Genomic DNA, 12,933 nt, shown 5'->3' with positions numbered 1-12,933 from the left:
TTTCATCAGAGAAAGGAGCGTCTTTTTCATGAGCATGACGATAAGTCGGCCCGTCACCGATGTCTTAAATAAACAGGTTGCCAACTGGTCTGTGATGTATGTGAAACTGCACCATTTCCACTGGTATGTAAAAGGTCCGCACTTCTTTACGCTCCACGCCAAGTTCGAGGAACTGTACAACGAGGCGGCGACATATGTGGACGACCTGGCGGAGCGGCTGCTTGCCGTCGGCGGCCAGCCTGTCTCGACCATGAAGGCCTGTATCGAGCAGGCTTCGATCAAGGAAGCGGCTTCTGGCGAGACAGCCGAGCAGATGGTGCAGGCGGTCGTGAACGACTTTACGACGTTGATCGGCGAGCTGAAGGAAGGGATCGTCGCCGCAGAGGCAGCCGATGACGAAGCGACGGGCGACATGTTTTTGGGAATGAGCGAAAGCCTGCAAAAGCATGTGTGGATGCTGCAGGCGTATTTGGGAAAATAAGCGCAAGCAGGAGAGCAAGCTGATGCCGTCGGTGTCAGCTTGCTTTTTTATCCAGATAAGAATTTGTGGATTTGCCAAAAAACGTGTAAGAAAATGCGGGCTGCGGTATCTAAATGCTGAAAGGGAGGGGAGGACGCTGAGAGACAAAGAACTGCTGCCGTCGCTCTCGATTCTTCGCACGACAGTCGACGTCTCGCTGGAAGCGATCATGGACGCTCATCTGTACCGGATTTACCGTCTCTGCTGCTGGCTTGTCCAGGACAGGCAGGTCGCAGAAGATATTGCCCAGGAAGTGTTTTTGCGCGCGTACCAGCACCTGCCGCGCTTTCGCGGAGAGAGCAAAATCGAGACGTGGCTGTATCGGATTGCGGTAAATGAGTGCAAACGCTACATGCGCTCGTGGTCGTTTCGGCATTTGCTGTATCAGGCGGAACCGGCTGTGCCTGGCTTTTCCGGGCTGGAAGAGGAAGTGCTGCAAAAAGAAGAGTGGCGCCAACTGGCAGGCTGTATGGCGAAGCTTTCGTATCGTCATCGGCAAATGCTGGTTCTCCACTACTACGAAGAACTAAGCGCGGAAGAGATCGCGGCGGTTCTCGGCATATCGCCCGGCGCTGTCTACACCCGTTTGCACCGCGCGCGCGAAAAGCTGAAAAAGCTGTTGCTAAAGGAGGGAGAACCGTGGACGTAGAAAAAGGATTGCGCCAATTGGCAACAGTCGAACGGCAAGCGTGGAAGCTCGACGACGAGCGGAAGGCACGCATGGAGCAGAACATTCTCGCACAGGCAAAAAGACGGAAAAGCGCGCTCCCGCGAATCGGAGGGGCGGTTGCTGCCGGAATCGTGCTGGCGGTCACGGTCGGCGTCGGCCTTCAGGTTGGTGTGAGCAATCAAGGGGGCAAACATCCGTTGGAAGCGCCCTATGGCGAAGCGGTACTCAGTCAGCGCGCGGCTCAGCTAATCGAGATCATGGCCTTGTACGGCGGAGTACACGCAGCGAAAATTTCCGCTTCTCCGTTGGCGGGAGTTTTTGCCGAGGCGCAGGAAGCCGTTCTGTTGGAGGAACCGTACAGGAAGGTGCACATCCTCTTTTTTCCGGAAGGGTACCGGGCCGATCAAATCAAGATCGTGGAGGACTTCACTCGCCCGAAGGAGGTCACTTATACGTTTCAGGGGGCGAAGCTGCGGGAGGATCTCCTGCCGCTTTCGGCGAGCGGCCCGACGTATTTGTATGCGGTCAAAAACGTCCTGTTTCTGACCAACAGCTTGTCGCTGCATGCGGACGTGAAATTTGCGCTGGACCGCGAGCAGCGGCATGAACAGTTTTTGCAAAGCTTCGGGCTGTCGCTGTCGGCGTATGCGTACCTCCACGATTACAAGCAAAACGCGATCTATACAGACATGGGGTGGAAGCAAGACGCGCTGAAACAGATCAGGTTGCTTTCCCGCCAGCCGATGGTGGAGCGCGGAACGGCCTACAAGGGCAGTATTCCTGCCGTCTTTTTGAAAAAAGACGAGCCAGTGGCTGTCGTCATATACAATGACGGGCTGGGAAGCAACCACCTTGCCAAATATCGCTGGGACGAGCAGGCGCAAAAGTGGGAGCTGGAAGAAAAAAAGCGCATGCCCGCAACAGGTCCGGCAGCGACGGCGACGTAACAGCGAGGCGGGATTTTCCGTGGGTGCGCATCTGTCTTCCATAAACAAAGAAGGTGCTGTGGTTCTATTTGAGACATCCCTCTTGTTCCCAAGAGAGGCATGCTAGTGTAAACTTACCTTGTGATGAAACAAAGAAAGCACTTTCATGATGGAAAGGATGTACATTCCCATGGCATCACCCTACGTTACGTTTAATCGCGAGCAGTGGAGAGCGCTGCGGGCCTCCACACCGCTTACCATATCAGACGAAGAGCTCGCCTGTTTGCAGGGGTTGAACGAAAATATATCCATGACCGAAGTGACCGATATTTACTTGCCGCTGTCCCGGCTGCTGAATTTGTACGTCGGCGGCATGCAGGAGCTGTATCAGGCGACGCATACGTTTTTGGGCAACCAGGACGGCAAGGTGCCGTTTATCATCGGGATCGCCGGAAGCGTGGCGGTCGGAAAAAGCACGACAGCGCGTATTTTGCAGACGCTTTTGTCGCGCTGGCCGAATCATCCCAAGGTCGATCTGGTGACGACGGACGGCTTTTTGTATCCGAACCGCGTCTTGGAAGAACGGGGGATCATGAAGCGCAAAGGCTTCCCGGAAAGCTACGACCTGCGCCGCTTTATCAACTTTTTGGCCGATGTGAAGTCCGGTCTTCCCGAGGTCAAGGCCCCGGTCTACTCCCACCTCGTCTATGACATCGTGCCAGGGGAATGGCAGACTGTCCGCCAGCCCGACATCCTGATCGTGGAAGGCTTGAACGTGCTCCAGCCGCCAAAAGGCGACGAGCCGCATATTTCCGAGGTGATCGTCTCCGACTTTTTCGATTTTTCGATTTACGTGCACGCCGAGGAAAAAGATATTTTGCAATGGTACGTGGAGCGGTTCAAGCTGCTGCGCCAGACGGCATTTTCCGATCCGAACTCGTATTTCCGGCGCTACGCGAGCCTGTCTGATGAGGAAGCGACAGAGGTGGCGACAGGCATCTGGACGGAGATCAACGGAGCCAACTTGGTGCAAAACATTTTGCCGACGCGCGTCCGTGCCCAGTTGATTTTGAACAAGGGACAGGACCACATGGTGCAAAGCGTCAAGCTGCGCAAGCTGTAAACACATGGGAGGGGGATCGCTTGTGAAAATGATTAGCGCTTGCCTGATCGGCTGCGAATGCCGCTACGACCAAAAATCGTGTCTGGACAAGGAACTGGAGCAGTTGCTACGGGACGGCAAAGTAATCCCTGTCTGTCCGGAGCAGTTGGGCGGCTTGCCTACTCCGCGTCCGCCAGCGGAGATTGTCGGGGGAGACGGAAACGACGTGCTGGATGGGCGGGCAAAAATTATCGACCAGACAGGCTGTGACGTGACGGCTGAATTTGTGGCGGGCGCTTATCAGGCGCTGAGGCTGGCGCAAACGGTCGGGGCGACGTCTGCCATCCTGAAAGAAAACAGCCCGTCCTGTGGCAGCTCGTTCGTGTACGACGGCCAGTTTTCCGGGAAAAAGGTGCCGGGAGCTGGCGTGACGGCGGCGCTGTTTCGCAGACACGGCATAGAGGTGAAGTCGGAGCGGAACTAGCTTTAGCGCATTGGAAAACTTGGCTGCGCCAAGCCATCGGCGCAGCCTTGGTTGCCCTTGTACTCACCCACGCATCCCCAGCCGAAAAGCAGAGGAAAAGAAAGAACCCGCCGCAAAGCAATAGCGCCGTTTTTCGGAAGCGAAGCTGCGAATAGTAGGGGCGGAAAATAAGGGCAGAGAGCAGGAAATAGACGATATTGGCGAGGAAAAAGACTAGCTCTTGTTCCCCGTGAAGCAAGCGGTGCACTTCGTTTTGCAGCTTTATCCATGTGGACTCGGTGCTCTCGGCAGGAATCAGCCGCTCCCGAACGTAGTCGTATGGTACGCGACGGCATTTCCTGTCTGATCCCGTTCGTATTCGATTTTGTACATGACGTCGGAAAAAATCGACTTCGTGTAAACCAGCTCATCGGTGGCAAAGTGGTGGCGCTCCTTTGCGTTTTCCCAGACGATGAACCAACTGAAAAAGAGCGCGATCACTACCGCCAATTGCCAGTATGATTTTGGTTGTACGCGTCCTTTTGGTGTGCTTTGCAAATTCGATCATGCCTTTTTTGTGGTTTTTTACAAATTATACCACAAAAACCCGTGCGCGTAGCAGATGGCTGTGCGCACGGGTTTTTGTTTCGGTTTCTACTCGTTTACGAAAACGTCTCGATAAACCGCTTGGCAGCCTTGGACAAGTGTCGGCCCGACTGCCAGACGACAGCGGCAGACGAGTAAATGGACGTCCCGGCAAGCCTGATTCCATGGATTTGTTCGCTCTTGTGCGTCTCCCAGGCGGAAATCGGGACGATGGACGAGCCGACGGAAGCGGCGACCATGCTGACGATCAGCGAGATGTCCGGGCATTCGCAGATGACGTGCGGCGCAACGCCAAGGCGCGAAAACTCTTTGACGATCAGGTCGTAAATGCCAAGGCCGGGCAGGCTGGGCATGATGAGCGGAAGCTTGGCGATTTCCCGCATGTGAATCTCGGTGCGGTCCGCATACGGCGAGCTTGCGGGGACGATCAGGACGAACGCCTCTTCCTCCAGCGGAATCATCGTGCAGTTGTTGAGCGAGTGGGGCAGGCGCACGATCGCGACCTCGATGGTGCGTCGCTCCAGCCACTGGTTGAGCAGTTGGGTATCGCCCTTCCAGACTTTGTAGGTAATGAGCGGATATTTTTGCTGAAACAGGCGAATCTGCTCCGGCAGACGGTAGGCGGACAAGGCGCTCACCCCGATGGACAGCGTCCCGCGAATGCCTTCGCCCGTTTCTTTTACTTCGGAGAGCGCTTCCTCCATCTGGTGGACGATGTTGAGCGCCTGGCGGTACAAGGTAAGCCCGGCTTCGGTCAGCTCCATCCGCTTCCCGGAGCGCTCCACGAGCGTGACGCCCAGCTCGTCCTCCATTTGCTTGAGCTGCTGGCTCAAAGGAGGCTGGGCCATGTTCAGCCGTTTCGCCGCCCCTGTAATTTGGCCTTCCTCCGCGATGGCGATAAAGTAGCGCAATTGCCGTATATCCACGTGTCATCCTTCTTTCGTTTTGCTCAACTATATGATTTCGATATGAAAATCAGATTTACTCGATATTTTTCATATTGTTGTTGCTATGATAGCATATGTTTCAGCAAAACATCGAGAGACGACGAAAGAAGGAAGGGAAATAGACGTGCGTACGTGGCTGGATAAGCTGTTTCACTTGCGCGCTTGCGACACGACGTTTCAACGGGAGCTGATCGCCGGATTTATCGGCTTTGTCACCATTGTCTACATTGTTGCCGTAAACGCTTCGATTTTGCAGGATGCCGGAATCCCGATGGAGGCAGGGATTTTGGCAACTGTTCTGACCGCTTTTATCGGATCGCTGTTAATGGCCTTCTGGGCGAATGCCCCGATCATCCTCGTCCCCGGCATGGGGATTAATGCGCTGTTCACCTATACGCTCTGCCAGTCGATGGGCCTCTCCTGGCAGGAAGCGCTGGCGGCTGTATTCGTTTCCGGCCTGATCTTTACCGTCATCGCCTTTACCCGCGCGGCGGCGATTTTGTCCAATGCGATTCCCGCTTCGCTGAAGGAAGCGATTACGGTAGGCATCGGCTTGTTTTTGACCTTTATCGGGCTGCAAAAAGGCGGCCTGATCGTCACCAATCCGTCCACATTCGTCGCGCTGGGCGATTTGTCCAGCCCGCATGTGCTCGTGACGTTGGTAACGCTCCTCCTCACGCTGATCCTGTTTGTGCGCAATGTCCCCGGCAACTTCCTGATCGGGATTGCGGCTGGTACGGGACTTGGCTTTTTGTTCGGGATCGTCGAGCCGGGGACAGGAGAGACGTTTTCGTTTGCGCAGTACGGACAAGTATTGGGCGGCATGTCGTTTTCCGCCATCTGGACCTTGCCGTTCTGGATCGCGACCTTTTCGCTTGCGATGGTGATCGTGTTTGAAAACATCGGCTTGCTGCACGGGCATACGGCGATGATCGGCCAGCCGCAAAAGTTCCGCCGCTCGCTGCAAGCAAATGCCTTGTCGGCGGCTATTTCCGGCATCATGGGAACGAGCCCGACCGTCGCAACGGTAGAGACGGCAGCCGGAATCGCGGCAGGAGGGCGGACAGGGCTGACCACGCTCGTCACCGGGACGCTTCTGCTGTTCTCGCTCGGCCTGATTCCGGTGGTGAAAATGATCCCGGACGGCGCGGTTGCGCCTGTGCTCATCATCATCGGGGCACTGATGCTGCAAAATGTGCAAAACATCAATCTGAAAGACTTTTCGGAGGGCTTCCCCGCCTTTTTGATTATCGCGATCATTCCGCTGTCCTACAGCATCGTGGACGGCATCGCTTTCGGCTTCGTGGCGTACCCGCTGATGAAGCTCGCGCTGGGCAAGCGCCGGGAAGTGCCTGCTCTGCTCTATGTGATCGCCGGGCTGTTCTTGCTTAATCTGATGCTGCCTGTATTCACGTAAGGAAGAGATACCCCGACTTTCCGTTGGGGTATTTTTTTGTCCTTCTGCCTTCTGGTACGGTATGGCCGAGGGGGAATGGACAGTGAGACAGTGTGTGCACGGAGAGGGCTTTTCGGTTGATCCGCAGACGCATTCGCCGGAGTTGCTGCGGACATGGTCCGGCAAGCAGTTGTTTTGTCAACAGTGTGGGGCGAAAGTGATCTTTCGGCACGGACAGCTCGTGACCCCGCACTTTGCCCATGTAGCGAGCAGTTGCTGTGACGCTGGCGAGCCGGAGACAGCCGAGCACAAGGCGGGAAAACAACTGCTGGTGGAGTGGGTCCGGGAGCTGTATCCCGCGAATCACACGCGTCAGGAAGCGTATTTGGAAGAGATCGGGCAGCGCGCAGATGTTTTGACGATTTTCCCGAACGGACAGCGGCTTTGTATCGAATACCAATGCTCACGGATCGAGGACAAGGCATTGCGCAAACGAATCGAGGGATATGACCAGGCGCAGATCGCGCAAATCTGGATCATCGGGAAAAGCGTCTTTGCGAGCAGGTCTGTCAATCGCTTTCGGCTGCAAGCCTGGGAGAAAACGATTTGGGAGAGGCAGCGCCTGCTGTGCCTGCTCGATCCGCTCGGGAGGAAGCGCCTGGACGTGCTCCTGGATTTGGCAGCAGTGGCGGGAGCGAAGACGCTGTTTTCCTGCAAGCGCAGGGCGGAGTGGGAGCTTTCGCGGTTGAAGCTCACGCCGGAAGCGCAGCTTTTGCAGGCAGACGATGCCCCGCTGGCGGCGGAAAAGAAGCGACAAAGCCCGCAAGCCCAAAAAACATCCCGGCGCAGGGCAACAAGGGGAAAGGCGGCGCTGGCACATAAAAAAACGGAACGCGAGCGAGAGCGCGAGTTTTTGGCCCACCCGTTGCGAAAGTTCGCGCTGGCGAGAGTGGGCGACTATCTTTCGCATCCGCTGTTCAACCAGAAGCTGGAGGGCGACCAACTGTTTGTCATCGACCATCGCCTGTGGCAAAGCTATCTGTTTTTGACGGAAATTCACAAGGTCTATCAAAGGAAGGCTGTATTTGCCACCGGAACGGAAATTCCCCGGCTCTTTATCAAGCACATTTTGACGAAGGATGACCGCTTTTTCGAGCGGCCGTTTCGCAGCGTAGTGACCAGGTACGTCGACCAGCGGCTGGCGCAAACGATCCGTCGCCCGAACGAGCGAGAGTCGCCTGGCAAAGCGGTTCACGAGCTGGTGTACGAGTACTTTTGCCGCCTGGAGGCGCTTGGCTTTTTGCGAAATACAACGCCAAACAAAGAGCGCATTTCGGCGAGCGGTATGCTGTACGGAAGGTTTGACGTGCTGTTTGACCGTTTTTGTCCCGACTTGTTCGGCCATACGGAGCGGGAGCTGGTCGCCTTTTTTCGGCAGCACGACCTTTGCTATCTGAAGGGCAGGTGGTTTGACAAAAAGCAAACGCGGAAAACGCCGCTGGATGTATAGGGAGAAAGAATGGAAAATCAATTAGATTGAAAATAAAGAAAATTTTAAAAATTTAAGAAGGGCTTTGCGGTACAAGCAACGAATGTAATGTTTACATCCAGCATATACATTGCGAAAAAGAAGGGGGGATTTCAGATGGCGTTGCTTGAGGTAGACCGGCTGTCGCTGCAGTTTGGCGGGGTAGCAGCGTTGTCGGAGGTGAGTTTTCACGTGGAAAAGGGCGAGATTTTTGCCCTCATCGGGCCGAACGGAGCAGGCAAGACGAGCATGCTCAACTGCATCAGCGGCCTGTACAAACCGACCTCTGGCACCATCCGCTTCCAGGGCGAGCCGATTCTTGCGCTTCCTCCCTACAAGCGGGCGGAAAAAGGCATTGCGCGCGCCTTTCAAAACATCGAGTTGTTCAAACATATGACTGTTTTGGACAACATCATGCTGGGCAGGCACGTGCGGATGCGGGCCGGGCTTTTGTCGTGCGGATTTTACTGGGGGAAGGCACAGCAGGAAGAGATCGAACATCGGCGGGCTGTGGAGGAGATCATCTCGTTTCTCGAGATTGAGTCCATTCGGCACAAGCCAGTGGGCACTTTGTCGTACGGCCTGCAAAAACGCGTGGAAGTCGGGCGAGCGCTCGCTCTGTCTCCGGAGCTGCTGTTGCTCGACGAGCCGATGGCGGGGATGAACAGCGAAGAAAAAGAAGATATGGCGCGGTTTATTCTCGATATTCACGAGGAGCGGGGCACGACGATGATCTTGATCGAGCACGACATGGGCGTAGTCATGGAGCTGTCTCAGCACATTGCCGTACTGGACTTCGGCAAATGCATCGCTTTTGGCACGCCGGAACAGATTCAGACCGACCCGCAAGTGATCGAGGCGTATTTGGGGCAGGAAGGGACAAAAGAGGGGAGGAGCGCATGAAGCTGAAGACCATTCCGCAATATTTGCTGGCAAGGGGAGTGCAGTGGCCGAACAAGACAGCCATGCGCCAAAAAAAGCTGGGCATCTGGCAGGAGCTGACCTGGAGGCAACTGTCGGAAGAAGTGAAAGCGCTGTCAAGTGGGCTTAGAGAGCTGGGCTTTTCGCGCGGCGACAAGCTGGCGATCATCGGGGACAACCGTCCGGAGTGGGTGATGGCCGAGGCAGCCGCGCAAGCGCTCGGGGGCGTATCCGTCGGCTTGTACCAGGATTCGCTGCCAAAAGAGATCGCCTACATTTTGAACCACTCCGATGCAAAAATCGTCGTAGTCGAGGATCAGGAGCAGGTCGACAAGCTGCTGGAAATTGCCGACGAGCTGCCGTTTGTGCAAAAGATCGTGTTTTACAAGGACAAAGGGATGCGCGGCTACGATCACCCGCTGCTCTCCCCGTTTCGCGACGTCCAGCAGCTTGGGAGGCAATGCGCTTATTACGCATCAGGCGAGTGGGAGCGGGAGGTTGAGCAGGGAAGCGTGGAGGACATCGCGATATTGTGCTATACCGCCGGAACGACCGGACCGCCAAAAGGGGCGATGCTGTCTCACCGCAATCTGCTGCACATGACGGAGAGCCTGTTTTCCATCGACCCTGTGGACGTGTCCGACGAGTACGTCTCGTTTTTGCCGCTGGCCTGGATCGGGGAGCAGATGATGAGCGTCTCCGGCGCGTTTCTCGCAGGCTACACGGTCAACTTCCCGGAGGATACGTCTACGGTACAGGCGGATTTGCGCGAGATTGGCCCGCACCTGATTTTTTCCCCGCCGAGAATATGGGAGGACATGGTGTCGCGCGTGCAGGTCAAGCTGCAGGACGCTGGCTTGCTGAAGCGCTCGTTGTACGAATGGTTCCGTCCGTACGGCGAAGCGAAGGCGCAGGCCGCGATCACGGGCGGGCGGCTGACAGTCTGGCAGCGCTTGATGTACACGCTCGGAGACTATCTCGTCTTTTCCGCGATCAAGGATCATCTGGGGCTTTTGCGCATCAAGCGCGCCTATACGGGAGGCGCCGCGCTGGGAGCAGACGTCTCCCGGTTTTTTCAGAGCCTTGGGGTCAATCTGAAGCAAATATACGGGCAGACGGAAGTGTCCGGGATCGCCGCCGTTCACCGCGACGGTAAAATCAAGCCGGATACGGTCGGCGAACCGCTCCCGGGGACGGAAATCAACGTTTCGGACAAAAGGGAAATCTGGATCAAAAGCCCGAGCGTCTTTTCCGGCTACTACAAAAACGAGCGGGCGACGGAAGACGCTTTGGTGGATGGCTGGCTGCGGACGGGAGACGTCGGCTATATGGACGAGAGCGGACAGTTGGTCGTGCTCGACCGTTTGCAGGATGTGATCCGCTTGGACAACGACGAGCTGGTGTCTCCGCAGTTGATCGAAAACAAGCTGAAATTCAGCCCCTATATCAAGGAGGTGATGGCGATTGGCACGGATCGCCCGTATGTGACGGCGATTCTCAATATCGACATGGCGAATGTCGGCCGCTATGCCGAGCTGAATCAGGTCGCCTACACGACGTACAGCGACCTGGCGCAAAAGCAGGAGGTGCTGCTGCTCATTCGCCGCGAAGTCGAGCGGATGAACAGCGAGCTTGCGGAAAAGGAAAAAGTGAAGCGGTTTGTGCTGCTCCACAAGGAACTGGATGCGGATGACGAAGAGCTGACGCGGACGAAAAAAGTGCGGCGGAGCTACGTCGCAGACAAGTACGAAGCGGTAATTGACGGCATGTACAGCGATTTGAACGCGGTCTGGGTAGAGGGCGCGGTCCGCTACCGAGATGGTCGGGAAACAGCCGTCCGCACGCAACTGAAAATCGTCGATGTGGACGCGCCGCTGGCGTCGGATGGGGAGGTGGCGTAATGGATATGTTTTGGCAACTGCTGGTCATGGGGCTGGCGGTAGGTAGCATTTACGGCTTGATCGCGCTCGGATTTGTCCTCATTTACAAATCGAGTGACGCGATCAACTTCGCGCAGGGCGAGTTCGTGCTGGTCGGCTCGTACGTCTGCCTGACGCTGATTACTTCCTACCAGATACCGTTTTTGCCCGCCTTGCTGCTGACGCTCGTCTTCAGCGCGGTGCTCGGCTGGGCGGTGGAGCGCGTCGTCTTGCGGCCGTTCATCGGCGTGCCCGTCATCTCCATGATTATGGCGACGATCGGTCTGTCCAGTGTCATGGCGGGGATCGTCCACCTGTTCTGGGGGACGGATACACGGGTGTTTCCGGCGATTTTTCCTGTGCAGCCGCTTGCGCTCGGTGGCGTAGTCGTCCCGCAAGTGTACGTCTGGTCGCTGGTTACCGTACTCATTTTGCTCGGGTTGTTTACGTTGTTTTTCAAGTTTTCCAAGCTCGGAATCGCCATGCGCGCAACGGCGGACGATCAGCAGGCAGCTCTCTCCATGGGGATCAGCGTAAAAGTGATTTTTGCCGTCACCTGGGCGATTTCCGCGATTGTCTCGTCAGTCGGCGGCGTACTGCTCGGCAATATTAATGGGGTCAACTCCTCGCTGGCGCTGATCGGGCTGAAGGTGCTGCCAGTAGCTTTGCTCGGCGGACTGGACAGCATTCCCGGCGCGATTGTCGGCGGCTTTATCATCGGCGTGCTGGAGACGCTGGCGGGCGGGTACCTCGATCCGATTTTGGGCGGCGGGGTCAAGGAAGTGTTGCCGTTTGTCGTACTCGTGCTGATTCTCATGTTCAAGCCGTACGGGTTGTTTGGCAAACGTGAGATTGAAAGGGTGTGAGCGGATGAGAAGTCCATTTGTCAGTGAATGCGGAGAGTTTCGCACGACGTATCGGGAAGACATGGCGCTGTACAAAATTCCGCGCATCCGCTACCGGGTGTACGCGCTGCTCGGTTGTTTTCTCCTGCTGCCCTGGGTGGTCAGCGAGTATGTGACCAGTCTGGCTGTCTTGTGTGCCATCGCCTCGATCGGCGCTATCGGTCTGAATATTTTGACAGGTTTTACCGGGCAAATTTCCATCGGGGTCGGCGCTTTTCTCGGAGTGGGCGGGTACGCATCGGCGCTGCTCACGACGTCGCTTGGCCTGAGCTTCTGGATTTCGCTGCCGTTGGCCGGAATTGCGACGGCATTGGTCGGGGCGCTGTTCGGAATCCCTTCCTTGCGGCTAAAAGGGCTGTACCTCGCGATGGCGACTTTGGCCGCGCAAGTGATTATTTTGTATGCGATGAATCATTGGGATGGGCTTACGGGCGGTACAGCCGGGATGATTTTGTCCCGCCCGACGCTGGGCAGCTTTTCGTTCGATTCGGAGATGAGCTATTACTATTTGACGCTGGCTGTGCTCGTGGTTACGTTCGTCTTTTCGGCAAACCTGTTTCGCTCCCGCACCGGACGCGCGTTTGTCGCCGTGCGCGACCGCGATCTCGCCGCAGAGGTCATGGGGATCAACCTGTTTCGCTACAAAGTGCTGGCTTTTGCCACCAGCTCGTTTTTCATCGGGATCGCAGGCGCGCTGATGGGCCATTACACGCTGGTGATTTCCCCGGAGCACTTCGACATCGGGGTGTCGATCGAGTATTTGGCGATGATTTTGATCGGCGGGCTGGGGAGTGTCGTCGGCTCGATTTTCGGCGCGGTGTTTCTCACCTTGCTGCCCGTGCTGTTGCGCGAGCTGATGGATTTGCTCGCTGTGCTGTTGCCGCAGGTGACCGAGCATTACGGCGCCATTCGCCAAATCATTTTTGGCGGCATCGTCATCGGCTTTCTCATCTACGAGCCGGAGGGACTGGCGAAGATGTGGCGCAATTTCAAGGAGAAGTGCAAGCTGTGGCCGTTTTCCTACTAACGC

13 protein-coding genes are annotated in these 12,933 nt (G+C 56.3%); 11 read left to right on the top strand and 2 right to left on the bottom strand.

Annotation, left to right across the window (positions count from 1 at the left end; translation table 11 throughout):
* Positions 1 to 28: 28 nt before the first annotated feature.
* The 5 genes from AC27IT_RS08570 (at position 29) to AC27IT_RS08550 (ending at position 3,702) form a co-directional block, all read left to right on the top strand.
* The gene (locus AC27IT_RS08570; protein WP_007785779.1) at positions 29 to 481 is read left to right on the top strand and encodes a Dps family protein; all 453 of its coding nucleotides are present in this window, start codon (positions 29 to 31) and stop codon (positions 479 to 481) included.
* A gap of 22 nt (positions 482 to 503) precedes the next feature.
* A complete protein-coding gene (locus AC27IT_RS08565; RefSeq protein WP_005832038.1) occupies positions 504 to 1,169 on the top strand; it encodes an RNA polymerase sigma factor in 666 nt (221 codons plus the stop codon).
* The gene (locus AC27IT_RS08560; RefSeq protein WP_310670343.1) at positions 1,160 to 2,137 is read left to right on the top strand and encodes a hypothetical protein; all 978 of its coding nucleotides are present in this window, start codon (positions 1,160 to 1,162) and stop codon (positions 2,135 to 2,137) included. The genes AC27IT_RS08565 and AC27IT_RS08560 overlap by 10 nt, the downstream gene beginning before the upstream one ends.
* Positions 2,138 to 2,306: 169 nt before the next feature.
* Positions 2,307 to 3,239: a type I pantothenate kinase gene (gene coaA, locus AC27IT_RS08555; protein ID WP_005832040.1), complete on the top strand. Its 933-nt coding sequence runs from the start codon at positions 2,307 to 2,309 to the stop codon at positions 3,237 to 3,239.
* Between the two features lie 22 nt (positions 3,240 to 3,261).
* Positions 3,262 to 3,702, top strand: coding sequence for a 2-thiouracil desulfurase family protein (locus tag AC27IT_RS08550; RefSeq protein ID WP_005832041.1), 441 nt, complete (start codon positions 3,262 to 3,264; stop codon positions 3,700 to 3,702).
* Between the two features lie 294 nt (positions 3,703 to 3,996).
* On the opposite strand, the gene AC27IT_RS08545 is transcribed toward AC27IT_RS08550, so the two are convergent.
* Together AC27IT_RS08545 and AC27IT_RS08540 are read right to left on the bottom strand one after the other, a co-directional pair.
* The gene (locus AC27IT_RS08545; protein ID WP_340673390.1) at positions 3,997 to 4,239 is read right to left on the bottom strand and encodes a hypothetical protein; all 243 of its coding nucleotides are present in this window, start codon (positions 4,237 to 4,239) and stop codon (positions 3,997 to 3,999) included.
* 104 nt (positions 4,240 to 4,343) lie between these two features.
* Positions 4,344 to 5,213: a LysR family transcriptional regulator gene (locus AC27IT_RS08540; protein ID WP_025847445.1), complete on the bottom strand. Its 870-nt coding sequence runs from the start codon at positions 5,211 to 5,213 to the stop codon at positions 4,344 to 4,346.
* A 145-nt stretch (positions 5,214 to 5,358) separates the two neighbouring features.
* On the opposite strand from AC27IT_RS08540, the gene AC27IT_RS08535 reads away from it, so the two are divergent.
* The 6 genes from AC27IT_RS08535 to AC27IT_RS08510 all read left to right on the top strand — a co-directional run bounded on the left by AC27IT_RS08535 (position 5,359) and on the right by AC27IT_RS08510 (position 12,930).
* Entirely contained in the window at positions 5,359 to 6,651 is a 1,293-nt protein-coding gene (locus AC27IT_RS08535) for an NCS2 family permease (RefSeq protein ID WP_309479455.1), read from the top strand.
* 82 nt (positions 6,652 to 6,733) lie between these two features.
* A complete protein-coding gene (locus tag AC27IT_RS08530) occupies positions 6,734 to 8,140 on the top strand; it encodes a competence protein CoiA (protein WP_327945100.1) in 1,407 nt (468 codons plus the stop codon).
* Positions 8,141 to 8,275: 135 nt separating this feature from the next.
* Positions 8,276 to 9,061, top strand: coding sequence for an ABC transporter ATP-binding protein (locus tag AC27IT_RS08525; RefSeq protein WP_025847437.1), 786 nt, complete (start codon positions 8,276 to 8,278; stop codon positions 9,059 to 9,061).
* On the top strand, positions 9,058 to 10,980 hold the full coding sequence (locus tag AC27IT_RS08520; RefSeq protein WP_327945101.1) for an AMP-binding protein: 1,923 nt from the start codon (positions 9,058 to 9,060) through the stop codon (positions 10,978 to 10,980). The genes AC27IT_RS08525 and AC27IT_RS08520 overlap by 4 nt, the downstream gene beginning before the upstream one ends.
* Positions 10,980 to 11,864, top strand: coding sequence for a branched-chain amino acid ABC transporter permease (locus AC27IT_RS08515; protein ID WP_005832048.1), 885 nt, complete (start codon positions 10,980 to 10,982; stop codon positions 11,862 to 11,864). The genes AC27IT_RS08520 and AC27IT_RS08515 overlap by 1 nt, the downstream gene beginning before the upstream one ends.
* A 4-nt stretch (positions 11,865 to 11,868) precedes the next feature.
* Positions 11,869 to 12,930 (top strand): branched-chain amino acid ABC transporter permease, encoded by a 1,062-nt coding sequence (locus tag AC27IT_RS08510; RefSeq protein ID WP_005832049.1) that lies wholly within the window; start codon positions 11,869 to 11,871, stop codon positions 12,928 to 12,930.
* Positions 12,931 to 12,933: the final 3 nt, after the last annotated feature.

It is taken from the genome of Brevibacillus sp. YAE8 (assembly GCF_057543335.1).
This window is presented reverse-complemented; position numbering and strand designations above follow the sequence as displayed.

Coding starts and splice junctions, on each gene's coding strand:
- AC27IT_RS08520 (WP_327945101.1), top strand. CDS start 9,058: ATGAAGCTGAAGACCATTCCGCAATATTTGCTGGCAAGGGGAGTGCAG.
- coaA (WP_005832040.1), top strand. CDS start 2,307: ATGGCATCACCCTACGTTACGTTTAATCGCGAGCAGTGGAGAGCGCTG.
- AC27IT_RS08515 (WP_005832048.1), top strand. CDS start 10,980: ATGGATATGTTTTGGCAACTGCTGGTCATGGGGCTGGCGGTAGGTAGC.
- AC27IT_RS08565 (WP_005832038.1), top strand. CDS start 504: ATGCCGTCGGTGTCAGCTTGCTTTTTTATCCAGATAAGAATTTGTGGA.
- AC27IT_RS08525 (WP_025847437.1), top strand. CDS start 8,276: ATGGCGTTGCTTGAGGTAGACCGGCTGTCGCTGCAGTTTGGCGGGGTA.
- AC27IT_RS08570 (WP_007785779.1), top strand. CDS start 29: ATGAGCATGACGATAAGTCGGCCCGTCACCGATGTCTTAAATAAACAG.
- AC27IT_RS08510 (WP_005832049.1), top strand. CDS start 11,869: ATGAGAAGTCCATTTGTCAGTGAATGCGGAGAGTTTCGCACGACGTAT.